Source organism: Streptomyces sp. So13.3 (assembly GCF_005860785.2).
GTDB lineage: Bacteria > Actinomycetota > Actinomycetes > Streptomycetales > Streptomycetaceae > Actinacidiphila > Actinacidiphila fildesensis.
The window spans coordinates 5532535-5557275 of record NZ_CP048835.1; the positions used below are offsets into that span (position 1 = coordinate 5532535).

The window sequence follows — 24741 nt, forward strand, 5'->3', positions numbered from 1 at the left end:
CTCAGCCGGTCGTCCTGCAGAGCTCCTTGGACGGCGCGAACTGGAACTTCCCGTCCACCGAGATCACCGCGTTGACGGTGTAGCAGGTGTCGGCCGTCACCGACCCGGCCGTGAACACCACCGCGGGCTCATTGCCGTTCGGCGTCTTCTGCAGCGGCTCGCCGCCACCGGGCACCACGGCCCGCACGACATAGCCGGCGACCTGCGCGGCCTGCTTCGGCGGCTTCCACGTGATCTGCACATTTCCGTTGGCCTTCACGGCCTGGACGTTCAGTGGCATCAGACCCGCCAGCTTGTCCGACGGCACCTGCACCGGGGCGGCGCTCGACGTCGGGCCGGGAGCCGTGGAAGCGCTGGAGGAAGCTTTCGGCTCGGGCTTCGAGCCGCGGTCGCGCAGCACCAGCGTGGCCGCGGTCCCCGCCGCGGCGAACACCACCAGCGCGGTGGTCGCCGCGAGCAGCCGCTTGCGCGACTGCCGCTTGGCCTCGTCCTGCGCCCGCGCGCCCGCCTGTTCGACGGCCGCCTGCTCCTCCGGCGTCAGATCGTCCGCCGGGTCCCAGCCCGGCAGCGGCGATTCCATCGCCGGTTCCGGCTCCAGCGCGGGCACCTTCGTCGCGGACGACGGCGACAGCAGCGACCGCAGGGAGCGGTGCACCTCCGTCAGCGGCGGGCGCCCTTCCGGGTTCGCCGACATCATCCTGCGGACGAGGATCAGCAGCGGGTCCGGTATGTCGTGGCGGTGGGCGGGGTACGGCAGTTCGCCGCGCAGCACCTCCGCGTAGAGCGCGGACCACGAGGTGCGGCCCGCGTCCGCGTACGCCGGTTCGCCGTTGAGCAGCGCGTAGAGCGTCGCGCCGAGGGAGTACACATCGGCCGCCGGGCCCGGCTTCTCCCAGCCGAAGAGCTCGCGCGGCACGAACATCGGGTCGAAGACCGCGCCCAGTTGCGGCGCGGAGCGCTGCAGGACGCGCGCGAGACCGTGGTCCGCGAGCAGCGCGTCACCGTTCTCGTCGAAGAGGATGTTCGCCGGGCGGACGTCCAGGTGCAGCACCCCGCGGCGGTGCGCGGAGTGCAGGGCCAGCGCCAGGCGGGTGCCGATGACGATCGTCTCGTCGACGGGGAACGGCCCGGAGTTGGCGAGCTTCGCCTGCGCGTTGCCGCCGCGGCAGAACTGCTCCACCAGGTACGGGCGGTGGTCGGCGGTGAAGCCGGCGTCCTCGACCGTCACCGAGCAGGGGTGCCGCGCGGCGGCGCCCGCCGACAGGAGTTCGGAGTGCGCGGCAAGCCGGGTGCTCTCGCCGTCGACCGTGACGGCGAGCAGCTTGACGGCCACCTCGGCGCCGGTCGCCTCCTCGGCGCACAGCAGAACGGAACTGTGGCGGCCGGTGCCCGCCTGCCGGAGCAGCTTGTAACCCGGCGGGAGACGGTATCCCTCCGCCGACGTCTGCTGGGGTACGGCGACGGAACCCTCGTCACTCTCCGGGTTCTCCGTCGCGCCCTGGCCGCGCCTTCCCGGCGTCCGGTCCACCGTTGTCCTCCCGTGCCTCACCCGTTTCACGACAACCTACCGCCTCCGCCCCTCTGCGGGGTCGGCGCCTGTACCCCCTGCGGCCCGCCGGCCGGAGGCGGTCAGCCCCTCCGCAGCCGCAGGGCACGGCCGATCCGGTCGCGTCTGGGGATGGTGCGGAGCACGACGCGTTCGATGGCGTCGCAGTGCGCCCAGGCGGCGTCGGCCGACGCCGGGTCGGGGGTGCGGCCGGCGTAGCCGACCTCGTTCACCAGGCGGGCGAGATCGGGGAGATGCTCGCCGGCGGCGCCACCCACCCGGGTCGCCCCGAAGGCGGCGACCTCCTCCGCGGTGTGCGCCCCGGTGGCGGGCAGCCCGATCTCGGTGAGCCGGTCGACGATCTGCTGCCAGGCGCCGAGCACCCGCTGCCGTACGTCGGCGGCGCCGCGCCGCCTGGCCCGCCGCCGCCAGGGCAGCCAGGCCGCGTAGAGCAGATAGCCGAGGACGAGCAGCAGGGCGCCGGCCGGGGCGTAGATCCACCAGGGGGTGCCGGCCGCCGGGGCGGCCGTCGGCTGCGGGGTGCCGGCGGCCTTGGGCGGTGCGGACGGCCGCGGCTGGTCGGTGATCTGCTGGTCGACCGTCTTGCGGTCCTTCGTCTGGCCGGCCGGGGCGACCGAGCTGCCGTCCTTCGACGTGGTGCCCGGGGTCGGGTAGAAGGGGACCCAGCCGATGCCCTTGAACTCCACCTCGGGCCAGGCCAGTACGTCCTTGCCCGTCACCTGCCAGGTGTCGTCGCCGGTCTTCGTGCCGGGCCGGAAGCCGACCACCACCCGGGAGGGCAGCCCCAGGGTGCGGGCGAGCACCGCGAACGACGCGGCGAACTGCTCGGACGTGCCGCGCTTGCCGTCGGTGAGGAAGAACTCCAGACCGCGGTAGGTGTGACCGGGGATGGCCCGCGGGTCGAACTGGTAGGACTCACGCAGCCAGTCGGCGAGCTTCACCGCCTGCTCGTACGGGAACGAGCTGCCCTCGGTTGCCTTCGCGGCGATCTTCGTGAAGGACGCGACGGACGGGATCGGCTGGTCGGCCGCGTCCGTGCGCGGGAGTTCGACGAGCGCCGGGTCGTCGGCGGCCGGCGCGTACTGCAGCCGCTGCACGTCGTAGACCGGCAGCTGGGACACGGCCGTGTAAGTGAAGCCGCTGGGTGCCGTCCGGTCGGTGGCCAGTACACCGGCGGCCGGGTCCACCGACAGGTCGGTGTGGTCCGGCAGCGTCACGGCCGACGGCCGGTCGGCGGCGGGCAGCCAGATACCGGGCAGCGACTGGACGGTGAAGCGCTGGGTGACTTCCTGCCGCTTGCCAGGATCGACGCCGTGTTCCGCGGGGACCCGGCCGCCGGTGCGCGCCAGCTTGGCGGTGCTGGACCACGTGGTGCCGTTGTACGCGTCCAGCACGGCCAGCCGGTAGTTGCTCTCGGCGGTGGAGCGGACGGTGAAGACCTTGGCGTCGCCGCTGCGCATCAGCGCCGCGACCTGGTCCAGCGGACTGATGGACTCCGGACGGACGGTGGGCGGGGTGATCGCGTCCCGCGGGTCGTACGAGGCGCCCATCCCCGGGAGGCCGGTCCCGGCCAGCACGGCGATGAGGGTGAGGCCGAGGACGACCGGCAGCCCGAGCGCCAGCCCGCGGACGGACAGGCTCACCCGCGACCGGACCAGCGCCAGCAGCGCGGTGAGCGCGGCCAGCGCGGCGACCACCGGGTGGTTGGACCCCGGGCCGTCCACGCCGAGCACCAGCGGGAAGCCGAAGGCGAGCACCGCGGGCAGCGCCGGGAGCAGCGGGGTGCGGGTGCGCAGCGCCAGTTCGGCGGAGGCGAACGCGGCGAGCCACAGCACCGCGTGCGGCAGCACCAGCAGCCGCGCCTCACCGGGGACCGGAAGGATGGTGGTCAGGACGGCGTGCGGGGCGTCGAGCAGCGCGGGCCAGATGGCGCGCGGCCCGCCGTCCCGGAACATCGTCAGCCAGACCGTGCCGGTCCAGGCGGCGACCGTCAGCACGACGGACGGCCAGAGCGGACCGGTGCGGCCCTTGCGGGACAGGGCGCCCGACAGCAGCGCGGACAGGGCGATCGGCGCGAGAACGGACACCGCGAGCACCGGCAGCAGGTCGTGGGTGCTGAACACCCGGTGCCAGCCCAGGCCGGAGGCGGCGAGCAGCGCGGCGACCGGCAGCAGCGACCACAGGCGGCGGGCGCGCCCGAGGCCGTCGCCGCGGGTCGCGACCGGGGTCTTCGGACGGTCGGTGCTCGGCCCGGTGGGCGCGGGCGCGGCCCAGTCCCAGTTCGGGCCGCCGCCCTGCGGCGGCAGCGGCGCGGTACGTGCGGGACGTGTGGTGGCGCTCAACGGACGGCCTCCCAGCGCCAGCCGGCCAGCAGCGCGTCCAGGGACGCGATGTGCAGTTGCGGTACGTCGACGGTGGCGCTCGACACGCCCTGCGCGTCGGGCGCGGTCCTGTCCTCACCGGCGCGCAGCATCGTCACCCGGTCGAAGCGCCGCCGGACCCGGCCGAGCGCCGTCAGTCCGTCGGTGTCTCCGGTGCCGGTGACGACGACGAGCGAGCCGCCGCCCCGGTGGTGCTCCAGCCCGTCGAAGGCGGACGCCGCCGACGTCCGGTCGGAGCGGCCGATGAGCGCGAGCCGGTCGAGGAGCGCGTCGGCGTCGTTGCCGGAACCGTCGGTGTGCAGGATCGGGCCCGCCTCGCTGAGCACGTGCACCGGGAAGTTGGAGCGGGCGGCGGCGTACGCGATGGACGCGGCCGCGTCGACGGCCAGCTCGAAGTCGTCGTCGGAGACGTACGCGCCGGGCCGGGTGTCCAGCACCAGCGTGGTGTGCGGCAGCGACACGTCGACCATCTGCCGCACCATGAGCGTGCCGGTGCGGGCGGTGGACCGCCAGTGCACCCGGCGCAGATCGTCGCCGAGCACGTATTCGCGCAGCGCGTGGAAGGTCAGCGACCCGTCGTCGGCGGTGTCCGAGGTCGGGCCCTCGACATGGTGCGCCTTGCCGGACGGCAGCACCGGCAGCAGACAGATGCGCGGTCGGACGACGAGGGTGTCGGCGGCGCCGTAGGACCGGATCCGGCGCGCGAGACCGAGCGGGTCGGTGCGCTCCAGCCGCAGCGGGCCGACGGTGATCCTGCCCCGCCGGGCGGTCGGCAGCGCGTAGTGCAGCTCCTGCGAGCCGCCCGCGCGCAGCACCGGCACGTCCATGGTGAGCGGCTGGTCGCCGCACAGGTCGGTGGCGCGCAGCCCGCGCCGGGTGCGGGTGCCGGTGTTGGTGAGGGTGACGATGCCGTCCGCCGGGTCGCCCCGGCCGACCTTGCGCGGCGCGATCCGGCGGTCCGCGGCCAGTTGCGGCTTCGGCACCGTCCAGATCACGGCCGTGACGACCGCGGCCAGGCAGGTCAGCCCGAGCGCCGCGGCCTCTCCGTACCCGTACCCGTAGCCGGCGCCCAGCAGGGCGGCACCGGCCAGCAGCGTGCCCCAGCCGGTGGCGGACAGCGGGCCGGCGCCCGAACGGCGGGTGGCGTCGGCCGCGGGCATCAGATCCGCGCCCCGCCGGCCGCCTGCGGCACCGGCACCGTCGCCAGGACCTCGGCGATGACGTCCGCGCCCGTACGGCCGCTCAACTCGGCCTCCGGGGTCAGGATCAGCCGGTGCGCGAGGACGTGCACGGCGAGCGCCTTGACGTCCTCGGGCAGCGCGTAGCCGCGCGACTGGGAGGCGGCCCGCACCCGGATGGCGCGCAGCAGCGCGACGGATCCGCGCGGGGACGCGCCCAGCCGGACGTCGGGCAGCGTCCGGGTCGCCGCGACGACCCGCACGATGTAGTCGTAGAGCTGCTCGGCGACCTGCACCTGCGTCGCGACCTGGATGAACTCCGCGATGTGGTGCGAGGAGGCGATCGTCGAGAGGGAGTCGGGCGAGGTGTTGGCGGCGGAGCCGGTGAGCACCGCGACCTCCGAGGCGTGGTCCGGGTAGCCGACCGTGACGCGCATCAGGAAGCGGTCCAGCTGCGCCTCGGGCAGCGCGTAGGTGCCGCCCATGTCCACGGAGTTCTGCGTGGCGAGCACCATGAAGGGGCGCGGCACCGGGTGGGTCTTGCCGTCGGCGGTGACCCGGCGCTCCTCCATGACCTCCAGCATCGCCGACTGCGTCTTGGGCGAGGCGCGGTTGATCTCGTCACCGAGCACGATGTTCGCGAAGACCGGGCCGGGCAGGAAGTCGAACGTCCCGGTGTTCTGCCGGTAGATCGTCACGCCGGTGATGTCGGACGGCAGCAGGTCCGGGGTGAACTGCACCCGCGCGAAGTTCGCCTCGATCGATGCGGCCAGGCAGCGCGCCAGCGTCGTCTTGCCCGTCCCCGGCACGTCCTCGATGAGCAGGTGCCCCTCCGCGAACAGGCAGGTCAGCGCCAGCTCGACGGTGTCGCGCTTGCCCTTGACGACCCGCTCGATGTTGTCCCCGAGCGCGTGGAAGCACTGGGCGAAGAGCGCGACGGCGTCGTTCTGCTGGTACTGCGGGGGAACGCTCATGACGTGCTCGCACTTCGGTTGTCGGTGGGGAGGAGGGGGGTCACTGGCATTCCCAGACGGCGGAGTTGAAGCGTGAGTCCAGATAGACGTCGGCGACATAGCCGTTTCCGTAGCTGGACGAGATCTTGCCCCAGACGTCGCTGGTGACGTGGTCGTAAGGCTGGGTCTCCGAGCTGCCGGTCGTCCGGCAGTGCACGGCGACGGAGCCCGTGTAGTTCGCCGGGAACTGATTCACCCGGGTGCCGGTCTTGGTGCTCGGGTCGCTGCGGATCGCCAGCGGGTCCGGGTCGTTGCTGTTGTGCGTGATGTTCATCGCCACGTCCGGCGGCGTCAGGTCGATCGTGCCGCTCGTGGACGCGCCCGAGCCCGCCGCGTTGCTGCTGCTCACCGTGACGTCGTACCGCTTGCTGTTCTCCAGGCCGGTGACCGACTGGCTGGTGCTCTGCGTGGACTCGCTGCCGCCGGGCCAGGTCACCTTGTAGGTGACACCGGATCCGCCCGAGGGCGCCTTCCAGCTGACCTTCGCGCCGTGCCCGCCGCCGTTGTTGCTGATCTTGAGGCTCTGCGGGGCGCCGGGGGCGACACAGGGGCGGACCGGGGCCGAGGACTTCGACTCCTTGCTCGCCGCGCCGCCCGCGTACTCCGCGACGACCGTGTAGCTGAACTCCGTGCCGCAGGCGCCGCCGTCGACCTGGAAGGTGAAGGGCCCGTTCGGGCCGACCTCGGACGGCGTCGCCGTCTGGCCGCTGCCCACTCCCTTGAGCAGATAGCGCTTGGGGGTGAGCCCGGAGGCGGGCTGGAACGTCAGCGTGATGGAACCGTCGCCGGACTGGGCCTGCGGGGTGCCGGGGGTCTGCGGTTCCGGGCAGCCCGCTTCCCAGTTGATGGCGCAGTTCTTCGTCGGGGTGGTCGGCGGCGCCTGGGTCGGCGGCGGCGTGGTGGCCGGCGCGTGCGTCGGCGGCCGGGTGGTGCCGCCCTGGCCCTTGCCCGGGCGGGTCGGCTGCTGCGCCTGGTGGGTCGGCCGGGAGGACGGCACGTTGTCCTCGACGGGCTTGTCGTTCTTCTTCCGGGCCGTCGGCACCTTGTCCGTGTACTTGCCGATGGTGTGGACGTCGCCGCCCGCGTTGATGACGGCGGCGGAGCTGTTGTTCTGGTCGTTGACCCACAGCAGGCCGTTGCGGACGAAGAGTTCCAGGTTGCCCGGCTTCTTCGTCACGTTCACCGAGTCCTGGAACGCCGAGGTCGCGGTGTCGTAGACGAGCAGGCTGCCGGTGGTCCCGTCCGGGATGTACACCTTCTTGCCCAGCACCTGCGGCGCGCCCAGCGCGTGCCCCTGGATCGGGACCTTCGCGTTGATGGACTGGCCGCTCGTGACGTCGACGAGCGCGAGCGCGCCGCTGTCGGAGGCGAGGATCGGCACCATCGGGCTGTCGGTCGTGGCGGGCACCAGGATCTTCACCGGGGCGGAGTCGTTGATCCCGCCCTGCAGGTTGAAGGTCTGCTGGGTGCCGGCGACGGTCAGCACCTTGGTGACGGCGTCCGTCCGGTCGGTCACCACCGGCCGGCCCTGCGCCAGGGTGAGGACCAGGTCGTGGTCCGGGGCGGCGACCTTGACCTCGGCGCTCTTCGCCCCGTTCACGAACGGGACGACGGTGCCCTTGGCGGGCTGCGGAACCCAGAGCGTGCCCTGGGAGTCGACGGCCGCGGTGCCGAGCCCCGGGCCCAGCTGGACCTTGTCCCCGGTCGGGGTCGTCAGCGCCGGGTCGATCCGCTGGACCGTGCCCTTCGCGGCGTCCACGACGTAGGCGTACGTGCCGCCGGAGACGAGCTGCAGTCCGCTGGTGCCGTAGTTCGTCGACTGCTCGGCGGTGAGCTGCGAGGGGTCGATCCGGACGACCTTGCCGGTCTTCCGGTCCAGCACGAGGACGGTCCTGCCGTCCTGCGCGATCGTCACGGAGTGGCCGTTCATGCCCGGCAGCTTGACCTTGCCGTCCACATCACCCGTCAGGCCGTTGGCGTGCGAGGCCTCGCTGGAGCCGCTGCTGCCCAGCCAGGCGCCGATGTCCGCGAGCCGCGGGATCGAGCCCGCGGCGCCGACCCCGACCGCGACGGAGGTGGCGATGAGGGCGCCGACCGCGCCGATCGCCAGATAGCCGGTACTGCGGTTACGGGTGGGGCGCATCGTCGCCCACAGGGTGGTGGCGGCGGAGCCCGCTCGCTGTCTCAGCACCGCCCCGCGACCCGGCGCCGGCGCCGCGGCGAGTGTCTCTTCGCTGAGCCTGCGCGGACGCAGTCCCCTCGTCGATCCGGCCCCCGACATATCCAACCCCGTCCCGCACCACAAGCCGTCGTCACCGAGCATTTGTCTTGAGACTGCAGATTATCCGGCCCGCGAGGGCGATGTCCCGGGCGCAGGGCACCCCGTGACAAGCATGTGACGCTCCGGACACCCGGCGGCCCGGCCAGGGGCTTGTCCGACGCCTGGCGTACGCTGAGCTGGTCCGTCTTGTACCCCTTCGGAAGGGACAGCACCGGTGAGCGATTACGCAGCCGTCCTCGATCGCGCCGCCGCCGGCGGCCGCATCACCCCGGAGGAGGCGCTGGACCTGTATCGCTCCGCCCCGCTGCACGCCCTCGGGTCGGCCGCCGACGCCGCGCGCCGCCTCCGGTACGCGGGTACCGAGCACATCGCGACGTACATCATCGAGCGGAACATCAACTACACGAACTCGTGCGTCACCGCGTGCAAGTTCTGCGCGTTCTACGCCGCGCCGCAGAGCGACAAGGTCTGGACGCGCGACATCGCGGACATCCTGCGCCGCTGCGCGGAGACCGTCGAGCTGGGCGGTACCCAGATCATGTTCCAGGGCGGCCACCACCCGGACTACGGCGTCGAGTACTACGAGGAGCACTTCGCCGCGATCAAGAAGGCGTACCCGCAGCTGGTCATCCACTCGCTGGGCGCGTCCGAGATCGAGCACATGTCCCGCATCTCCGGGGTGACGGCCGAGGAAGCGATCCGGCGGATCCACGCCGCGGGTCTCGACTCCTTCGCGGGCGCGGGCGCCGAGCTGCTCCCGGCCCGGCCGCGTACCGCCATCGCGCCGCTCAAGGAGTCGGGCGAGCGCTGGCTGGAGATCATGGAGATCGCGCACAACCTGGGCGTCGAGTCGACGTCCACGATGCTGATGGGCACCGGCGAGACCAACGCCGAGCGCATCGAGCACCTGCGCATGATCCGTGACGTACAGGACCGTACGGGCGGCTTCCGCGCCTTCATCCCGTACACCTACCAGCCGGAGAACAACAAGCTGAAGGGGCAGACGCAGGCCACGATCTTCGAGTACCTGCGGCTGATCGCCGTCGCCCGGCTCTTCCTGGACAACGTCGCCCACATCCAGGGCTCCTGGCTCACGGTGGGCAAGGAGGTCGGCCAGCTCTCGCTGCACTACGGGGCGGACGACCTCGGCTCGATCATGCTGGAGGAGAACGTGGTCTCCTCGGCCGGTGCCAAGCACCGCTCGAACCGGATGGAGATCATCCAGCTGATCCGCTCGGCCGGCCGGGTGCCCGCGCAGCGCGCGACCACCTACGAGCACCTCGTCGTGCACGACGACCCGGCGAACGACCCGGTCAACGACCACGCCGTCTCGCACCTGTCGTCGACGGCGATCGAGGGCGGCACGGCGCACCCCGAGCTGAAGCTGCTCGCCGCCAACTGAATGCTCACGATCCACAGCGGAGACAGCGGCACCGGACGGGCGGTCGCCGTCTCCGGCGACCGGATCGTGGCGGTCGGCACGGCCGATGAGCTACGCGTGCAGTTTCCGCAGGCGAGGGTGCGGGAATGGCACGGGGCCCTGGGCCCCGCGCTGGTGCACGCGGCACCGGTACCGGACGCGCCGAGCCCGCGGGAGCGGATTCACGCCCTCTTGCGGCTCGGGGCGACGGCGGTGGTGGACGGGTATCTGACGGATCCCGCCCTGCGGGCCGCCGCCGCCCGCGGCGGTCTGACGCGGGTGCCCGCCGGATCCGTGCCGCCCGCGCTGGTCCCCGGCGGCCGGGCGGACCTGGCGGTGTTCGACGCCGGCGGCGCCTGTGTGGCGACCGTGGTCGGCGGACGGCTCGTGCACCGGCGCGCATGACCGCCGCGGGCGTGGTGCACCAGCGCGATCAGGCTGAGCTGCAGCCGTGAGACACCGCCGAGCTTGAAGCGCAGGCTCGCGACGTGCAGCTTCACCGTACGTTCGGTGATGCCGAGTTCCTCGGCGAGCTCCCGGTTCGAGGCGCCGTCCCGCAGGCTCATCAGCACCTCGTGCTCACGGCCCGTCAGATCGGGGATCAGCCGCAGCCCCGCCAGGACCGCGCTGCCATGAGGGTGGGGATCGTCTCGCAGTCCGGTCCCGCAGACCTCGCACACCGGGCAGAGCAGATGCACGGATTCCCCCCGGAAGCCTGGACTTGAGCAACGGAAGGCTATATCAGCCCGACTCAGCCGGACAGCGAATCGGCCAGGCGCATCCGCGCCTGCTGCTGATCCTTGAAGTTCTTCAGGACTTCCGCGTTCTTCTCGATCAGCACCTTCTGGTACGCGGACTCGACGGCGTACCAGACGCCCACCAGGTTCACCTGCTGCTTGCAGGCGACGTCGGCGGTGGCGGTGGTGACCGCCCGCGCACCCGACAGATCGGTCAGCCCCAGCGCCGCGGGGACGCCCAGCGGCGACGGGACGCGGTAGCCGTGCCCGGCCATGCACGCCGACCAGTCCCGGATCACCCGCACCACCCGGGAGTCCTGCCGTGAGCGCTCGTTGGCCTCGGCGTTGAGGTTCTGCGGGAAGGTGATGTCGACGGCGGCGGCGTCGGGCGCGTAGAGCCTGAGCCCCGATTCGCCCGTGCAGCCCGCGACGGGGATCTTGATGCCGTTGACGACCCCGGTGTTCTTGTCGGAGGTCCTGGCCTTCTCCGCCTCCTCCAGGTTCGCGGGGAGGGACTTGGGGTCCAGATCGGGCGGTCCGTCCAGGACGAGGGACTCATTGGTCCCCCTGGCCGGGCGCGGGGCGCGGACCGGCGCCTGCTGCGGCGGGTCGCCGTAGCCGTACTTGGCGGCCAGGGACGGGCTGGACACGCCGTAGCGGCGGCCGTTCTCACCGTAGACATCCGTGCCGACGGTGGATTCCGGTGCGGTGTAGCGGAAGCCGTAGCGCCGCATGCACTGGTCGATGAGGACGTCCTGGGCCTTCTGCAACTCCTGCCGCTGCTCCGCCGGGACGAGGTAGACGTCCATCGGGAACGTCAGCCCGTTGCTGTCGAGCAGCTGGGGCGGCGCGCCGACCGCCGGCTCCGCCCGGTCCCCGGGCGCACCGGACTTCGCCTCCTCGGAACCCGCGCCGGAAGCGGATCCGCAGCCCGTGAGGCCCGTCAGGAGAACGGCGAGCAGGGCGAGGCGGACGGCGGGGGCGGTGGCACGGCGGCTGGGCATCGGCGGACTCCGGGGGACGCGAGGTGCGGGCGGCGCGGATCGGCGCAGGTCGGCGCACGGGCTCCGCCGCTCCCGCCCGCGGTGCGGACGGAGCGGCGGGACCGCGGATCAGCCGGGGTTGGCGGACGAGATCTTGTTCTTGAAGTTGGTGCTGGCGTTGCTCCACGTGTACGCCGGGATCCACCCGTGCACCCCGGCGCGGTAGGCGTCCGTCCAGACGCTCCACGTCTGCGCGTCCCGGTTCCAGTACGACTCGGTGTTGTCGTTGGGCGAGATGCTGAAGTTGGCGGCGTACCGGTCACCGGCGAAGTTGTTACCCGCGTAGAACAGGTCGAACAGCAGGTTGGTGCGGTTCTGGGCGTAGTAGAGGCCCAGTTCACCCGGCTCCAGGTTGCCGTCCTTGCCCAGCGCGTCGGCCGGTCCCGCGCAGACGAGCGAGGCGGTGCCGAGCGCGGCCAGTGCCAGGGTCGTGGCGAGAGTCCGGCGGAGAGTGGTGCGGTTGACGGGCGTCATGCGGCGTTCCTCCCTGATGCGTGGTGCGTGAAGCCGCGACGGCGGCGCACTATGCGACCAGAGGGAATGTCGTTGTATCTACTGTCCTTTGGGACAGTAGAGCGGCTGTTCGACCGCGGCTACGCTGGTCGATCGTGCACAGCGCAGACCGGACCTCGTCCCGTACTCTCCGTACCTCCTGCCGCCCGATCCCGCTGCTCCTGCCCGTGCTGCTGGCCGCGGCGCTGGGCGCCGGTGGCTGTTCGGTGGACTCCGGGCCCGGGACACCCGGCAACTCCGGCGGGAGCGAGCAGGTCAAGGGCAACACCACGACGGTCGACCCGGTCCCCGCGGCGTTCCTGGAAGCGATGCGGCAGGAGACGAAGTGCATGCGTGAGCACGGGATCACGGACTATCCGGACCCCAGCCCGGCGACCGGTGAGTTCCAGTACCCGGCCGAACTGGGGCAGCGTCTGAAGCAGGATCCGTCGACCGCCGCCATCTGGCACACCTGCCAGGCGAAGTCCGGCGGCGACGGGATCCAGGGTGGCTGACGCACCGGTCCTCGCACGGCGCCGGATCTGGGTGATCGCCGTCGCGGTGGGCGCGTTGGCGCTCTCGGGCACGGCCGCCGGGGCGTCGCTGGTCATCAAGTCGCCCGCCCAGGAGGCCGCGGAGCGCGCGGCGCCGGCCCCCGACCTGCTGACCGCGCCGGTGGAACGCCGGGTCCTCAAGGACTCGGTGATCCTGCGCGGCACGGTGCGGGCCGGCCAGTCGGTGGACGTCTCGCCCTCCGTCACGCCGGGGGAGGGCGCCGCCACACCGGTCGTGACGAAACTGCTGGTGGCTCCCCGCGCGACGGTGACCGACGGCAAGGTGCTGCTGGAGGTGTCCGGGCGGCCGGTGTTCGCGCTGCGCGGCGCGCTGCCGGTGTACCGGGACCTGAAGCCGGGCGCGACCGGCGGCGACGTCGCCCAACTGCAGCGCTCGCTCGGGGAACTGGGCCACCGGTCGGGCGACGACCCGCCCGGGACCTTCGGGCCCGGGACGAAGGCGGCGCTGACGGGGTTCTACGCCTCGATCGGCTACGACCCGCTGCCGGCCCACGCGGACGGCGGCGAGGCACTGAAGGCGGCGCGGGACGCGGTGACCGCGGCCGAACGCGCCCTCCAGGACGCGCAGGACGCACAGGACGAAATGGACGCGGCGAACGAGCCGTTCCTGTCCCCGACCGGAAACCCGTCGACCGGAAACCCGTCGACCGGAAATCCGCCGGCCGGGAAACCCGCCACCAGCAAGGCCGCCAAGCGCGCCGTGCAGCGGGCCCGGGAGGATCTCGGCAGCGCGCGGACCGACCTCGCCGCGGTCCTCGCCACCGACGGGCCGATGCTGCCGGCGGCCGAAGTGGTCTACCTGGACGGCTTTCCGGCCCGGGTGGACTCCATACCCGCGCACGTCGGATCGAAGGTGTCGGGAGCCGCGGTCATGACCGTGTCGGCCGGCGCGCTGGTGGTGCAGGGCACGCTGCAGGAGTACCAGAAGGGGCTGGTACGGCCGGGGCAGCGGGTCCAGATCCTGTCGGAGGTCAGCGGGGTGACCGCGGCGGCGACGGTGGCCTCGGTCGCCACGGCCGTCGACGGCGGACAGGCGCCGGGGCAGACGTCCGAGGGGCAGCAGGACCAGGATCAGGGACGGGGGCAGGACCAGGGCGGGACCTCCGGGCCGCGCGGATATCCGATGGTGGTCCGCCCCGACCAGCCGCTGGATACACAACTGGCAGGTCAGGACGTCCGCTTGACCGTGGAGGCGGCTTCCACCGACGGGGTCGCGCTCGTCGTCCCCGTCACCGCGATCTCGGCGGGCGCGGACGGCCGCACCGTCGTCACGGTCGTCGCCAAGGGTGGCGCGCAGCGCCGGGTGGAGGTCAGGCCGGGCACCACCGGGGACGGTTTCGTGGAGGTCGTCCCGCTGGGGGGCGGCGTGCTCGCGGAAGGCGACCGGGTCGTCACCGGAGTCAGGGACACCTCCTCCGGAACTCCGTCCAAGGACGCTGCCGGGGACGTCTCCAAGGACGCGTCCAGTGGTCGCTGAGGTCCCAGCAGTCGAGGCCCCCGCGGTCATCGAACTGCGGCAGGCGGGGCTCACCTATCCCGGCCCGCCGCCCGTCGCCGCGCTCACCGCATGTGAACTGACGGTCGGAGCAGGCGAGTTCGTGACCGTCGTCGGCCCCTCCGGCTCCGGCAAGTCCACCTTCCTGAACATCGTGGGCCTGCTCGACGTGCCCACCTCCGGCAGCTATCTGCTCAACGGCATCGACACCGGCGCGCTCAAGGACGCCGACCGCACCGCACTGCGCGGCCGGCGCATCGGCTTCGTCTTCCAGTCCTTCCATCTCCTGCCGTACCGAAGTGCCGTGGAGAACGTCCGGCTCGCCCTGCTGTACGGCGCCGTGCCACGCGCCGAGTCCCACGAGCGGGCCCGCGAGGCACTGGCCAGGGTGGGTCTCGGCCACCGGCTGGACGCCGTGCCCACCCGGCTGTCCGGCGGCGAGCAGCAGCGGGTGGCCATCGCGCGGGCCCTGGTCTCCCGCCCGTCGCTGCTGCTGTGCGACGAGCCGACCGGCAACCTCGACACCGCCACGGCGGGCGCGATCCTGGGCCTGCTCGACGAACTGCACGCCGACGGCATGACGATCGTCGTCATCACCCACGACCCGCTGGTCGCCGCCCGCGGCGCGCGCACCGTCTCGATCCGCGACGGCGTGCTGACCGAACGGGCCACGGTGTGAGGTTCCGCCGGCGCGCTGCGCGCGGGGGGAGTCCCGTCGAGCCGTCCGTCCTCCCGCTGCGCGAGCTGCTCTCCGAGTCGCTCGCCGGGATGCTGCAGCGCCCCGGCCGCTCCGCGCTCACCGCGCTCGGCACCGTCCTCGGCGTCGGCACGTTCGTGGCGATCCTCGGGCTGACGGCCACCACGTCCTCACAGATCGACTCCCGCTTCGACCTGCTCACCGCGACCGAGGTGACGGTCGAGGACACCAGCGTCCAGCAGAACGCGTTCGCCGGTCCGGTCTTCCCGGCCGACGCCGACGAACGCATCGGCCGGCTCGGCGGCGTGGAGCACGCCGGCGTCTACTGGACGGTGCACCCCGCCGGCAGCGCCACCGTCCGCTCCTCGCCGGTGGGCGCCGACTCCGGCGGCGAGGAGATCGGCATCGTCGCCGCGTCCCCCGGCGCCCTCCTCGCGGCGGACCCGCACCTCGCGCAGGGCAGGCTCTACGACGCCTACCTCTCGCGGGGCGCGCAGCCGGTCGCCGTGATCGGCTCGGGCATCGCCGCCCGCCTCGGCATCACCACCCTGGAGACGTATCCGGCGGTGTTCATCGGCGACCAGCCGTTCACGGTGGTCGGGATCATCGACGACACCCGCCGCAAGGCGGACTTGCTGCTCTCGGTGATCGTGCCGCGCACCACCGCCGAGCGGATCTGGGGCCCGCCGAAGGGCGGCGACGCCAGGATGCTGATCGCCACCAGGGTCGGCGCCGCCGGACAGATCGCCCATGAGGCCCCGACCGCGCTGCGCCCCGACCACCCCGAATACCTGAAGGCCGTCCCGCCGCCCGACCCCCGCACGCTGCGCGGCACCGTCACCGGCGACCTCAACCAGCTGTTCCTCCTGCTCGCGGCGATCTGCCTGGTCATCGGCGCCGTCGGCATCGCCAACACCACCCTGGTCGCCGTCCTGGAACGCACCGGCGAGATCGGGCTGCGCCGCGCCCTGGGCGCCCGGGGCCGGCACATCACCGCCCAGTTCCTGGCGGAGTCCGGCGCCCTCGGAGCGCTGGGCGGGCTGGTGGGCACCAGCCTCGGCGGCCTCACGGTCGTGATCGTCGCCCTCGTACGGGACTGGACGCCCGTCGTCCATCCGGCGACGATCGCCGCCGCCCCGGTGATCGGGCTGCTCACGGGCCTGCTCGCCGGCCTCTACCCGGCGCTGCGGGCCTCGCGCATCCAGCCGGCGGAGGCCCTCCGCCGCTGATCGCCGCCTGATCGTCGCCTGATCCGCGTCGGAAAAGGGGATCCGCCGGTGACCCCGGGCCGGGGTGGCGGGCGCGGGGTGGAGAATGGGCCCGTGACCCGAGCCTCCCTGGAAAAGCAGCCGCACGAAGTCGCCGCGATGTTCGACGACGTAGCCGCCAAGTACGACCTGACGAACGACGTGCTGTCACTCGGCCAGGCCCGGCTGTGGCGCAAGGCCGTCGCGCAGGCCCTCGACGTCCGGCCCGGCGAGCGCGTGCTCGACCTCGGTGCCGGCACCGGCACCTCCTCGCTGCCCTTCGTCGCGGCCGGCGCCCAGGTCGTCCCGTGCGACTTCTCCGTCGGCATGCTGCGCGAGGGCAAGAAGCGCCACCCGTCCCTGCCGCTCACCGCGGGCGACGCGACCAGGCTGCCGTTCGCCGACGGTGTCTTCGACGCGGTCACCATCTCCTTCGCGCTCCGCAACGTGCACGACACGGACGCCGGGCTGCGCGAGATGCTGCGCGTCACCAAGCCGGGCGGCCGCGTCGTGATCTGCGAGTTCAGCAGCCCGACCTTCAAGCCGTTCCGCACCGTCTACACCGAGTACCTGATGCGGGCCCTGCCGCCGGTCGCGACCGCCGTGAGCAGCAACCCGGACGCATACGTCTATCTCGCCGAGTCCATCCGCGCCTGGCCCGACCAGGCGGCGCTCGCCTCCCGGCTCCAGGAGGCCGGCTGGGCCAAGGTCGCCTGGCGCAACCTCACCGGCGGTGTCGTCGCGCTGCACCGGGCAGCGAAGATCGGTCAATAACCGGGCAGTTGTGAGGGCGGTGACAATAAACTCCGGGGTCTGAACGAGGACGGCCGTTCCCGACGGCCGTTCCCCGACACACGATCCCGACACCCGGAGTGCCCCATGCCGTTCTGCCCCGCCTGCGGCAACGCGTCGTCGGACGATGCACGTTTCTGCATGAAATGCGGCCGTGAACTGGGGGCGCTCCCGATACCGGCCCAGCCGCCGGCCGAGGGCCAGGAGCCTCCCGAGCGGCAGGAGCCGCCGGTGAGCGGCCAGGCCCCGCCGCCCCCGGGCAGCCGCCCGCCCGCCGACCGCACCGCCCACGTACGGCGGGCCGCCCTACGGGCCCCCGGCGTCCGGGCCGCCCGTCTACGCCCCGCCCGCCTACGCGCCACCTCCGTACGCCCCGACCGCGTACGCCCCCGCGCCGCAGGGGCCCTCGCCCATCGCCCTGTTCCTGCGCCGCACCGTCTCCGGCGACTGGACCGGACCGCTCAAGGCGGGCCTGTGGCCCACCGCGGTGCTGCTGGCGTTCGCCGCGGTGATGGCGACGCAGTCCAACCGGCAGACCGACGCGGCCGACCTCGGTTACGGCGACCGGCTGCGCGGCTACCTCGCCATGGTCCTCACGGGCGTCGGCGGCATCTTCGGCGCCAAGGTCACACCGGGTGACGGCGGTTCGTCCTACGACGACTACGACGGCAGCACCGCCGCCCCTTACCTGAGATCGTCGACCCAGGACACCCTCACCCTGTCGATCGTGCCGCTGGTGGTCACCATCCTGTGGGGCCTCGCCCTCGTCCTGGCCCTGCGCCATCTCCGCCGCACCCAGACCGGCGCCGAGGCGGCGATCCGGGTGGCGGCGGTGTGCACCGCCGGCGCCCTCGTCCTGGCGCTCGTCGGCCAGCCGGGTCTCACGGTGACGGACGGGGAGTCCGGGGACCGGATCGACATCACGTCCGGGCCGTTCACCGTGCTCCTGTGGACCTTCGTGCTCAGCCTGCTGGTGGGTCTGTTCGTGCTGTGCCGCGACCGGCTGGACGGACACCTGGCGACCAGCCCGGGCCTGGCCGCCGCGACCCGCGCCCTGCGGGCCGCGATCCTGGCGCTCGGCATCGGGGTGGGCGTGTGCGCGCTCATCGCCCTGATCGTCCTGGCCGACCACTCCGACGAGATGGACAACGGGAGCTGGATGGGCGTCTCGTTGCTGATCGTGAACGGGGGGCTCTCGGCTCTGGGCCTCGCCTGGGGAGTGCCGGTCGAAGCGACGCGGTCGGGATCGGGCTACGACAGCGAGCGGTTCGGCCTCTCCGACCTGGGGCAGTTCGGTGACGGCTGGCCCATTCCCGGCGCCCTCGCCGCCGGTGCGGTCTGCGCGCTGATCCTCGGTGTGGTGGCCGTCCGCCGCTGCGCCGACCGGCGCGAGCAGTGGCTGGCGGCCGGCTTCTACGCGGGGCTCTTCGTGCTGCTGATCGCGATCGGCGGCACGAAGGGCGAGTACACGGAGGGCAGCAGGTCCGCGACGGTGGAGGCCGCCTCCAGCGTTCCGGAAGCGCTGCTCTTCGGGCTCTTGTGGGCCTTCGGCGGGGTGCTCGCCGTGACGTTCATCCTCCGGGTGCGCGCGGGAGGGCCGGGCGGTCAGGGCGGCCCCGGCGGTCAGGGCGGGATTCCCGGCTACCCGCAGGGTTGCCCGCCCGCCTACCCGCCGGGATACGGGCAGCCCTCGCAGCCCTCCCAGCCCTCCCAGCCCTCCCAGCCCTCCCAGCCTTCGCAGCCTTCGCAGCCGGGCTTCGTGCCGCCGCAGGGCCTGCCGGCACAGGACCTGCCGTCAGAGGGACTGCCGTCCTATGGCGGACAGCCGTACGACGCGCCGTCGGCCGGGGGTTTCACGGAACCCGAGCTGCTGCTGAACCTCAACGCCTCGCCCGAGAAGCCGGCCAGGGCGCCCCGCAACCGGCTGCTCGTGGTCGGGCTGATCATGCTCGGCGCGTTCGCGATCGGGGGTGTGGCCACCGCGGGCGTGATCATGTTCAACCGGAACGACGACAAGCCGGCGAATCCGTCCTCCTGCCCGTCCGCGCCCGCCTCCTCCGGGGACCGCACGGAGCTGTGCGCCGAGTCCCCGTCCCCCGGCGACGACGGCACCCCGTCCGACGAGCCGAGCCCGTCCGACAGCACGTCCGACGCTCCGTCCGACAGCGCGACCAGCGACCCCTTCGGCAGTCCGACGGAGGAGTCGTCCGACACTCCGTCCGACACCCCGGCCGACGATCCGTTCGGCAGCACGTCGAACGCCCCGGCCGGCCTCCCGAGCGGCTCGGTCTGAGGCACACGGGGAGCTCGGGGCGTCCCGCACCGAGAGCCGCCGCCCGCACCCGGGCGGCGGCCTCATAGACTCGGCAGGAGCCAAGACCCCTCGCCGAAACCGGAGAGCCCACCGTGACCGACACAGCCCTGTCCGAGAACAGCGCCGATGTGATCGTCGTCGGCGCCGGGCCCGCCGGTTCGACGACCGCGTACTACCTGGCCAAGGCGGGACTCGACGTCCTCCTCCTGGAGAAGACCGCGTTCCCGCGCGAGAAGGTCTGCGGCGACGGGCTGACCCCGCGCGCCACCAAGCAGCTCGTCGGCATGGGCATCGACATCTCCGAAGAGGCCGGCTGGCTCCGCAACAAGGGGCTGCGCATCATCGGCGGCGGCGTCCGCCTCCAGCTCGACTGGCCGGACCTCGCCTCGTACCCGGACTACGGACTCGTCCGCAAGCGCGAGGACTTCGACGAGCTGCTCGCCCGCCAGGCGCAGAAGGCCGGCGCCCGGCTGCACGAGCGCTGCAACGTCGGCGCCCCCATCCGTGACGAGCGCACCGGCCACATCATCGGCGTCGAGGCCAAGCTCGGCGAGGAGAAGACCCCGGTCACCTTCCACGCCCCGCTGGTCGTGGCCGCCGACGGCAACTCGACGCGGCTGTCCCTGCACATGGGCCTGCACCGCCGCGAGGACCGCCCGATGGGCGTCGCGGTCCGTACGTACTTCACCTCGCCCCGCCACGACGACGACTACCTCGAATCCTGGCTGGAACTCTGGGACAAGCGCGGCACCGAGGACCGGCTGCTGCCCGGCTACGGCTGGATCTTCGGCATGGGCGACGGCACGAGCAACGTCGGCCTCGGCATCCTCAACTCGTCGAAGGCCTTCCGGGAGCTGGACTGGCGCGAGGTCCTCAAGACGTGGTGCGCCTCCATGCCCGCCGACTGGGGCTACACCGAGGAGAACCAGGTCGGCCCCATCCGCGGCGCGGCCCTCCCGATGGCCTTCAACCGCCAGCCGCACTACACCAAGGGCCTGCTGCTCGTCGGCGACGCCGGCGGCCTCGTCAACCCGTTCAACGGCGAGGGCATCGCCTATGCGATGGAATCCGGCCAGATCGCCGCCGACGTCATCGTCCAGGCGAACGCCCGCCAGACCCCCGCCCAGCGCGAACTGGCGCTGCACAACTACCCGCGCATCCTGAAGGAGACGTACGGCGGTTACTACACGCTGGGCCGCGCCTTCGTGAAGCTCATCGGCAACCCGCGGGTCATGAAGGTCATCACCGAGCGAGGTCTCACCCACCCGGTCCTGATGCGCTTCACCCTCAAGATGCTCGCCAACCTCACGGACCCGACCGGCGGCGACGCGATGGACCGCATCATCAACGGCCTGAGCAAGGTAGCCCCGAACTCCTAGCCGTTGGGGAAGCCCTTGCCCTTGGGGTTGCCCTGGGGATCGGCGGCGTAGCGCGCGGGCGTGGTGCCCACGTGCCGCCGGAAGTGCCGGTTCAGGTGGGCCTGGTCGTAGAACCCCACCTCGGTGGCGACGTCGGCCGGGCGCCCGCCCGCGAGCAGCAGCCGCCGCGCCCGGTCGATGCGCAGCCCGGTCAGATAGACGTGCGGCGGCAGACCGTACGTCTGCTTGAAGCAGCGGATCAGATGGGTGGGGTGCGAGCGCAGCAGCGCGCTCGCCTCGTGCAGGGCGATGCCCTCCGACACCCGGGCGTCCAGCAGTTCCCGCAGCGCCACCGCCAGCCGGGCCGCCTCGCGGCCGGGCCGGCGGGTGCGGGCGGCGGCCAGATGGACATTGAGCCGCTCCCGCACGAAGGCCAGCCGGGACTCGCCCTCGAAGACGTCGGGAGCGTCCCCCGCGGCTCCTGCATGCCCTGCGTCTCCGAGAGCGTCGTGCAGCTGTCCGATGCGGTGGCGCAGCAGCCCGTCGATGAGCACCGGGCGGTCGACGGCCGTCCCCGTCAGGTTCTCGGGTAGCACGCTCCGGTCGAGGTACAGCACCCGCTTGCGGAATCCGGCGGGAGTCGCCGTCCGGCCGTCGTGGAAGACCCCGGGCGGCAGCAGCAGCGCCGCGGTGTCGGTTCCGGAGACGCCGTGCCGGTGCCGGTCGAGGCCGAAGTCCACCGACCCGTCGTCGACGATCATCAGCGTCCACGTGTCATGTGTGTGCGCGGGATAGGCGTGGTCCAGGAAGTGCGCGTGGAAGACCTCGGCGATGCCCGGAACCGCCGGCCGCCAAGCGGTGATGCGTGAGTCCGTTCGCTCTCCGCCCATGCGAGGAACGTACAAGACCGGTGGGCGCGCGCCGGGACACGCTCAGGGGGACCAGTCGGCCGGCCGGGTCGGCCGGACCGGTCAGCCGCATCAGGAAGGGTTTTCTCATGACCACCCCGATACCCGTTGTTGTGCCCGCCGTGGTGAACATCTCCGACGCGCTCGCCCGGTTCAGCGACCACTGGGCGCAGCGGAAGATCGCCGGCATCAACGACTACGAGGTCAAGATCGCCAAGCTGCACGGGGAGTTCGTCTGGCACACCCACGAGGACACCGACGAGTTCATGCTCGTCATCAGCGGCCGGCTCACGGTCCGGTTCCGCGAGGGTGACCGCATTCTCGACCCGGGCGAGTTCGTCGTGGTCCCGCGCGGGGTGGAGCACTGCACGGCCGCGGAGGAGGAGACGTCCATCCTGCTGCTGGAGCCCGCCGGGGTCGTCAACACCGGCGACGCGGGGGGAGAGCTGACGAACGCCGTGCGCGAGCTGGAGCCGAGCTGAAACGACGCCTGAAGGCCGACGCGCGCCGGGAGGCGGGTCCCGCCGCCCCGGCGCGTACGTCAGTCATGCCAGGTCAGGCGCCGACGACTCCGGAGTCGGAGATGGTGACCTTGGCGGAGGTCTTACCGCTCCGCGAGCCGAAGCCCTCGATCTTCGTGACCAGGTCCTGGCTGGCCTGGTCGGCGACCTCGCCGAAGACGACGTGCTTGCCGTCCAGGTGCGGCGTGGCCACGGTGGTGATGAAGAACTGCGAGCCGTTGGTGTTCGGCCCGGCGTTCGCCATCGACAGCAGACCCGGCTTGGAGTGCTTGCGGGTGAAGTTCTCGTCGGCGAACTTCGCACCGTAGATGCTCTTGCCGCCCGTGCCGTCACCGCGGGTGAAGTCGCCGCCCTGGAGCATGAAGCCCGGGATGACGCGGTGGAACGAGGACCCCTTGTAGCCGAAGCCCTGCTCGCCGGTGGCCAGCGCGCGGAAGTTCTCCGCGGTCTTGGGAGCCACGTCGTCGTACAGGTTGAAGGTGATGCGCCCGGCGGGGGCGTCGTCGATGGTGATGTCGAAGTACACGCTGATCGTCATGCCCCCATCCTGACACCCCGAGCCGCCACCGGCCGATTCCTGGGGGTCCGGCCCGCCCGCCGACCGCTCTGACCTGGCCTTTCACAGTTCGAACCAGACGGCCTTCCCCGGCCCCGCCCCGGCCGGCCGCACCCCCCAGTCGATGGCACAGTCCCCGATGAGCGCCAGCCCCCGCCCCGACTCGTCACCCCCTTCGGCCGCCCGCCCGGCGGGCAGGCCGGGCGCGAAGTCGTGCACGAGGACGCGCAGGGTCGCGCAGGAGTCGGGGGCAGCGGGGCTGGGGCCGGGATTGGTGCCGTGGGTGGTGGCGGTGACGGCTCCGGTTCCGGTGACGGCTCTGGTTCCGGTGTCGGTCGGGGTGCGGCGACCGGTCCACTCGGCCGAAAGCGTCACCGGTATCGAACAGCCGCTGCTGTGGCACGCGTTGACCGCGTTCGTCACGGCCTCGGACGTCAACAGCAGCGTCGTATCGGTGAGATCGTCCCGCCGCGCACTCCGCAGGAGTGCGCGAACGGCTTCACGAGCGGACCGCACCCAGACGGGGTCGGGCGGGAAGACTAGGGTGCGTCAGCCTTGGATTTCGCCGAACTGGAGACGTCATCCGCAGCGATCAAGACCTTCCAGGTGATGTTCGTGCCGGGAATGCTCCAGACCGCTGCGTACACCAGAGCCCTGTTCGCGGCTGGTGAACCGAACGCTGAACCGGCGCTCTTCGATCGATACGTGCAGTTCAGGCAGCGGCGCAAGCAGGTGCTGACCGGGGACTCTCCGCCGCAGTTCCATGCAGTGATCCATGAGACGGCGATCCGCATGTCCTTCGTAGGGGTCGACGTTCTGCGTGAGCAACTGGAGCACCTCATCGAGATGGCGCTCATGCCGCACGTCCACATCCAGATCATGCCCCTCGCGGCGCCGGTCTTCCCTGCGGTGGACAAGCCCTTTGTGATCTACGATCCGGGGTTGTCCGAATTGAGTACTGTGCATGTGGAGCATCCGGTCTCCACCGCCTTCCTCAGCGAGCAGTCCTACTTGGCGCAGTACGCCGATGCCTTCGACCGGCTTACCAGCTCCGCCTTGGCGCCGCTCGATCCCAAATCGGAGCCCGGGGTCTTCGCCAAGCGGGACTCGATCGGTCTCATCCAGCACTTGCTGTACCTCTTGTGAAAGGCACACCAATGTCGGAACTCATCTGGCGGAAGTCGAGCTTCAGCGGGTCAGGCGGCAACGGCAACTGCCTGGAAGCGACGGCAACCCCCACCGGCCTCGTCCACTTCCGTGAAAGTGACCGCCCCGGCGAGGTCCTCAGCACCACCCCCGCCCACTGGGCGGCGTTCCTCCGCGCCATCAAGGGCGGCGAAGCCGGGCAGTTGTAGCAGCGACAGCGGTTCAAGCCCGAGCGCTGGTTGTCAGGGGCCGCCGCCGGCCCGGAGGGTCGTTACGCGGCGTGTGCCTCGAACCACAGCGAACCTAGTTCGTGTCCCGGGGTGAGGCGGACGTCGGAGTCCAACGCAGCGGCCAGCGTACGGAGCAGCAGTATCGTCGGCTCGGTGCCACCCTCTTCGATGCACTCGATGGCGTCCTGTGTCATTCCGGCCCGTTCCGCCAGCTCCGCCGTGCTGAGACCGAGGGCCACGCGTCGGTCGTAGAGGGCTTTGCCGAACGCCAGGGACTCTCGGATCGCGATCCGCTCGGGGTCCTCCGTATCAAGGCTGGAGGGAACCCAGCGGGTGTGCCGGCCTGCCATTACGCCTCCCGCTTGTACGACTCGTTCACAGGTCCATGATGCTCGCTGTCACAGACTTTCTGCGCGCGCACAGCCCGATCAATCTGCGCCTGCTCGTGCTGCTTGGTCTTGCGGAACACGGTGAGTAGCACGATCGTCCTGCTCGGCGTGATCCAGTAGGTGATGCGGGCGGCAATGCTCCGCAGGCGGATGCGAAGCTCTCGAACCGGCCCCTCAAGGTGGTCGGACCAGGGGCCTCCGATTCTTGTACCCAGTTCCGCCAGCAGGCTGACGACCTCGTCCACACGCTTGAAGTCGTGATCGCTGAGGCTGTCGAGCCACGCGCGGACTTCCGGTTCGATTTCGACGCGGTACAACTCGCTCACCGGCCGTTCCTTCCACCCCATGCTCCGCACCCGCCGTCGCTCGATGAACAACGGTGTCGTCGTCGCGGGAGTCAC

At 72.0% G+C, this 24741-nt stretch carries 24 protein-coding genes; 11 read left to right on the forward strand and 13 right to left on the reverse strand.

The window, feature by feature from the left end; genetic code table 11:
- Window position 1: 1 nt before the first annotated feature.
- The 5 genes from C8250_RS24980 to C8250_RS25000 form a co-directional block, all read right to left on the reverse strand.
- The gene (locus C8250_RS24980; RefSeq protein WP_244809347.1) at window positions 2-1528 is read right to left on the reverse strand and encodes a serine/threonine-protein kinase; all 1527 of its coding nucleotides are present in this window, start codon (window positions 1526-1528) and stop codon (window positions 2-4) included.
- 101 nt (window positions 1529-1629) lie between these two features.
- Entirely contained in the window at window positions 1630-3909 is a 2280-nt protein-coding gene (locus C8250_RS24985) for a transglutaminaseTgpA domain-containing protein (RefSeq protein WP_138355179.1), read from the reverse strand.
- Window positions 3906-5108 carry a DUF58 domain-containing protein gene (locus C8250_RS24990; RefSeq protein ID WP_138355180.1) on the reverse strand — a complete coding sequence of 401 codons (1203 nt, stop codon included), beginning with the start codon at window positions 5106-5108 and terminating at the stop codon, window positions 3906-3908. Before C8250_RS24990 ends, C8250_RS24985 begins: the two co-directional genes overlap by 4 nt.
- Window positions 5108-6100: a MoxR family ATPase gene (locus C8250_RS24995; protein ID WP_138355181.1), complete on the reverse strand. Its 993-nt coding sequence runs from the start codon at window positions 6098-6100 to the stop codon at window positions 5108-5110. The genes C8250_RS24990 and C8250_RS24995 overlap by 1 nt, the downstream gene beginning before the upstream one ends.
- Window positions 6101-6140: 40 nt before the next feature.
- A complete protein-coding gene (locus C8250_RS25000) occupies window positions 6141-8330 on the reverse strand; it encodes a hypothetical protein (protein ID WP_138355182.1) in 2190 nt (729 codons plus the stop codon).
- Window positions 8331-8634: 304 nt separating this feature from the next.
- Here C8250_RS25000 and mqnC point away from each other — a divergent pair, with 304 nt between their 5' ends.
- A complete protein-coding gene (gene mqnC / locus C8250_RS25005; RefSeq protein WP_138355183.1) occupies window positions 8635-9822 on the forward strand; it encodes a cyclic dehypoxanthinyl futalosine synthase in 1188 nt (395 codons plus the stop codon).
- A 200-nt stretch (window positions 9823-10022) separates the two neighbouring features.
- On the opposite strand, the gene C8250_RS44910 is transcribed toward mqnC, so the two are convergent.
- From C8250_RS44910 to C8250_RS25020, 3 genes are all read right to left on the reverse strand, one after another.
- Window positions 10023-10538, reverse strand: a complete 516-nt coding sequence (locus C8250_RS44910) for a helix-turn-helix transcriptional regulator (RefSeq protein ID WP_138355185.1) — start codon at window positions 10536-10538, stop codon at window positions 10023-10025.
- Between the two features lie 53 nt (window positions 10539-10591).
- Entirely contained in the window at window positions 10592-11581 is a 990-nt protein-coding gene (locus C8250_RS25015; protein ID WP_138355186.1) for a hypothetical protein, read from the reverse strand.
- Between the two features lie 108 nt (window positions 11582-11689).
- A complete protein-coding gene (locus C8250_RS25020) occupies window positions 11690-12094 on the reverse strand; it encodes a peptidase inhibitor family I36 protein (RefSeq protein ID WP_138355187.1) in 405 nt (134 codons plus the stop codon).
- Between the two features lie 134 nt (window positions 12095-12228).
- Between C8250_RS25020 and C8250_RS25025 the strand changes: the two genes are divergently transcribed.
- The 7 genes from C8250_RS25025 (at window position 12229) to C8250_RS25055 (ending at window position 20611) form a co-directional block, all read left to right on the forward strand.
- The gene (locus tag C8250_RS25025) at window positions 12229-12627 is read left to right on the forward strand and encodes a hypothetical protein (protein ID WP_138355188.1); all 399 of its coding nucleotides are present in this window, start codon (window positions 12229-12231) and stop codon (window positions 12625-12627) included.
- Window positions 12620-14164 carry a peptidoglycan-binding protein gene (locus C8250_RS25030; RefSeq protein ID WP_244809348.1) on the forward strand — a complete coding sequence of 515 codons (1545 nt, stop codon included), beginning with the start codon at window positions 12620-12622 and terminating at the stop codon, window positions 14162-14164. The genes C8250_RS25025 and C8250_RS25030 overlap by 8 nt, the downstream gene beginning before the upstream one ends.
- Window positions 14154-14861: an ABC transporter ATP-binding protein gene (locus C8250_RS25035; RefSeq protein ID WP_138355189.1), complete on the forward strand. Its 708-nt coding sequence runs from the start codon at window positions 14154-14156 to the stop codon at window positions 14859-14861. The genes C8250_RS25030 and C8250_RS25035 overlap by 11 nt, the downstream gene beginning before the upstream one ends.
- A 56-nt stretch (window positions 14862-14917) precedes the next feature.
- Window positions 14918-16108, forward strand: a complete 1191-nt coding sequence (locus C8250_RS25040; RefSeq protein WP_232484773.1) for an ABC transporter permease — start codon at window positions 14918-14920, stop codon at window positions 16106-16108.
- A 93-nt stretch (window positions 16109-16201) separates the two neighbouring features.
- Entirely contained in the window at window positions 16202-16900 is a 699-nt protein-coding gene (locus C8250_RS25045) for a demethylmenaquinone methyltransferase (protein ID WP_138355190.1), read from the forward strand.
- 529 nt (window positions 16901-17429) lie between these two features.
- Window positions 17430-19211, forward strand: a complete 1782-nt coding sequence (locus C8250_RS43695) for an MSCRAMM family adhesin SdrC (protein WP_244809349.1) — start codon at window positions 17430-17432, stop codon at window positions 19209-19211.
- Window positions 19212-19324: 113 nt separating this feature from the next.
- On the forward strand, window positions 19325-20611 hold the full coding sequence (locus C8250_RS25055; RefSeq protein ID WP_138357572.1) for a geranylgeranyl reductase family protein: 1287 nt from the start codon (window positions 19325-19327) through the stop codon (window positions 20609-20611).
- Here the strand turns inward: C8250_RS25055 and C8250_RS25060 are convergent.
- The gene (locus C8250_RS25060) at window positions 20608-21480 is read right to left on the reverse strand and encodes an AraC family transcriptional regulator (RefSeq protein ID WP_138357571.1); all 873 of its coding nucleotides are present in this window, start codon (window positions 21478-21480) and stop codon (window positions 20608-20610) included. The genes C8250_RS25055 and C8250_RS25060 overlap by 4 nt on opposite strands.
- A 107-nt stretch (window positions 21481-21587) precedes the next feature.
- Here C8250_RS25060 and C8250_RS25065 point away from each other — a divergent pair, with 107 nt between their 5' ends.
- Window positions 21588-21980 carry a cupin domain-containing protein gene (locus C8250_RS25065; RefSeq protein ID WP_138357570.1) on the forward strand — a complete coding sequence of 131 codons (393 nt, stop codon included), beginning with the start codon at window positions 21588-21590 and terminating at the stop codon, window positions 21978-21980.
- Window positions 21981-22053: 73 nt separating this feature from the next.
- On the opposite strand, the gene C8250_RS25070 is transcribed toward C8250_RS25065, so the two are convergent.
- Both C8250_RS25070 and C8250_RS25075 read right to left on the reverse strand, forming a co-directional pair.
- A complete protein-coding gene (locus C8250_RS25070; protein ID WP_138357569.1) occupies window positions 22054-22557 on the reverse strand; it encodes a peptidylprolyl isomerase in 504 nt (167 codons plus the stop codon).
- 81 nt (window positions 22558-22638) lie between these two features.
- On the reverse strand, window positions 22639-23091 hold the full coding sequence (locus C8250_RS25075; protein WP_138357568.1) for an ATP-binding protein: 453 nt from the start codon (window positions 23089-23091) through the stop codon (window positions 22639-22641).
- 39 nt (window positions 23092-23130) lie between these two features.
- Here C8250_RS25075 and C8250_RS25080 point away from each other — a divergent pair, with 39 nt between their 5' ends.
- Together C8250_RS25080 and C8250_RS25085 are read left to right on the forward strand one after the other, a co-directional pair.
- Window positions 23131-23721, forward strand: coding sequence for a DUF5753 domain-containing protein (locus tag C8250_RS25080; RefSeq protein WP_138357567.1), 591 nt, complete (start codon window positions 23131-23133; stop codon window positions 23719-23721).
- 11 nt (window positions 23722-23732) lie between these two features.
- Window positions 23733-23930, forward strand: coding sequence for a DUF397 domain-containing protein (locus tag C8250_RS25085; RefSeq protein WP_138357566.1), 198 nt, complete (start codon window positions 23733-23735; stop codon window positions 23928-23930).
- A gap of 62 nt (window positions 23931-23992) precedes the next feature.
- Here the strand turns inward: C8250_RS25085 and C8250_RS25090 are convergent, their stop codons facing one another.
- Both C8250_RS25090 and C8250_RS25095 read right to left on the reverse strand, forming a co-directional pair.
- A complete protein-coding gene (locus C8250_RS25090; protein WP_138357565.1) occupies window positions 23993-24301 on the reverse strand; it encodes a helix-turn-helix domain-containing protein in 309 nt (102 codons plus the stop codon).
- Entirely contained in the window at window positions 24301-24666 is a 366-nt protein-coding gene (locus C8250_RS25095) for a type II toxin-antitoxin system RelE/ParE family toxin (RefSeq protein WP_198357089.1), read from the reverse strand. Before C8250_RS25095 ends, C8250_RS25090 begins: the two co-directional genes overlap by 1 nt.
- Window positions 24667-24741: the final 75 nt, after the last annotated feature.

Bases quoted from the DNA above. Each gene is read 5' to 3' on its own strand.
- C8250_RS25070 (WP_138357569.1), bottom strand. From the start codon at position 22,557: ATGACGATCAGCGTGTACTTCGACATCACCATCGACGACGCCCCCGCC.
- C8250_RS25020 (WP_138355187.1), bottom strand. From the start codon at position 12,094: ATGACGCCCGTCAACCGCACCACTCTCCGCCGGACTCTCGCCACGACC.
- C8250_RS25090 (WP_138357565.1), bottom strand. From the start codon at position 24,301: ATGGCAGGCCGGCACACCCGCTGGGTTCCCTCCAGCCTTGATACGGAG.
- C8250_RS43695 (WP_244809349.1), top strand. From the start codon at position 17,430: ATGGCGACGCAGTCCAACCGGCAGACCGACGCGGCCGACCTCGGTTAC.
- C8250_RS24995 (WP_138355181.1), bottom strand. From the start codon at position 6,100: ATGAGCGTTCCCCCGCAGTACCAGCAGAACGACGCCGTCGCGCTCTTC.
- C8250_RS25085 (WP_138357566.1), top strand. From the start codon at position 23,733: ATGTCGGAACTCATCTGGCGGAAGTCGAGCTTCAGCGGGTCAGGCGGC.
- C8250_RS25060 (WP_138357571.1), bottom strand. From the start codon at position 21,480: ATGGGCGGAGAGCGAACGGACTCACGCATCACCGCTTGGCGGCCGGCG.
- C8250_RS24990 (WP_138355180.1), bottom strand. From the start codon at position 5,108: ATGCCCGCGGCCGACGCCACCCGCCGTTCGGGCGCCGGCCCGCTGTCC.
- C8250_RS25015 (WP_138355186.1), bottom strand. From the start codon at position 11,581: ATGCCCAGCCGCCGTGCCACCGCCCCCGCCGTCCGCCTCGCCCTGCTC.
- C8250_RS25065 (WP_138357570.1), top strand. From the start codon at position 21,588: ATGACCACCCCGATACCCGTTGTTGTGCCCGCCGTGGTGAACATCTCC.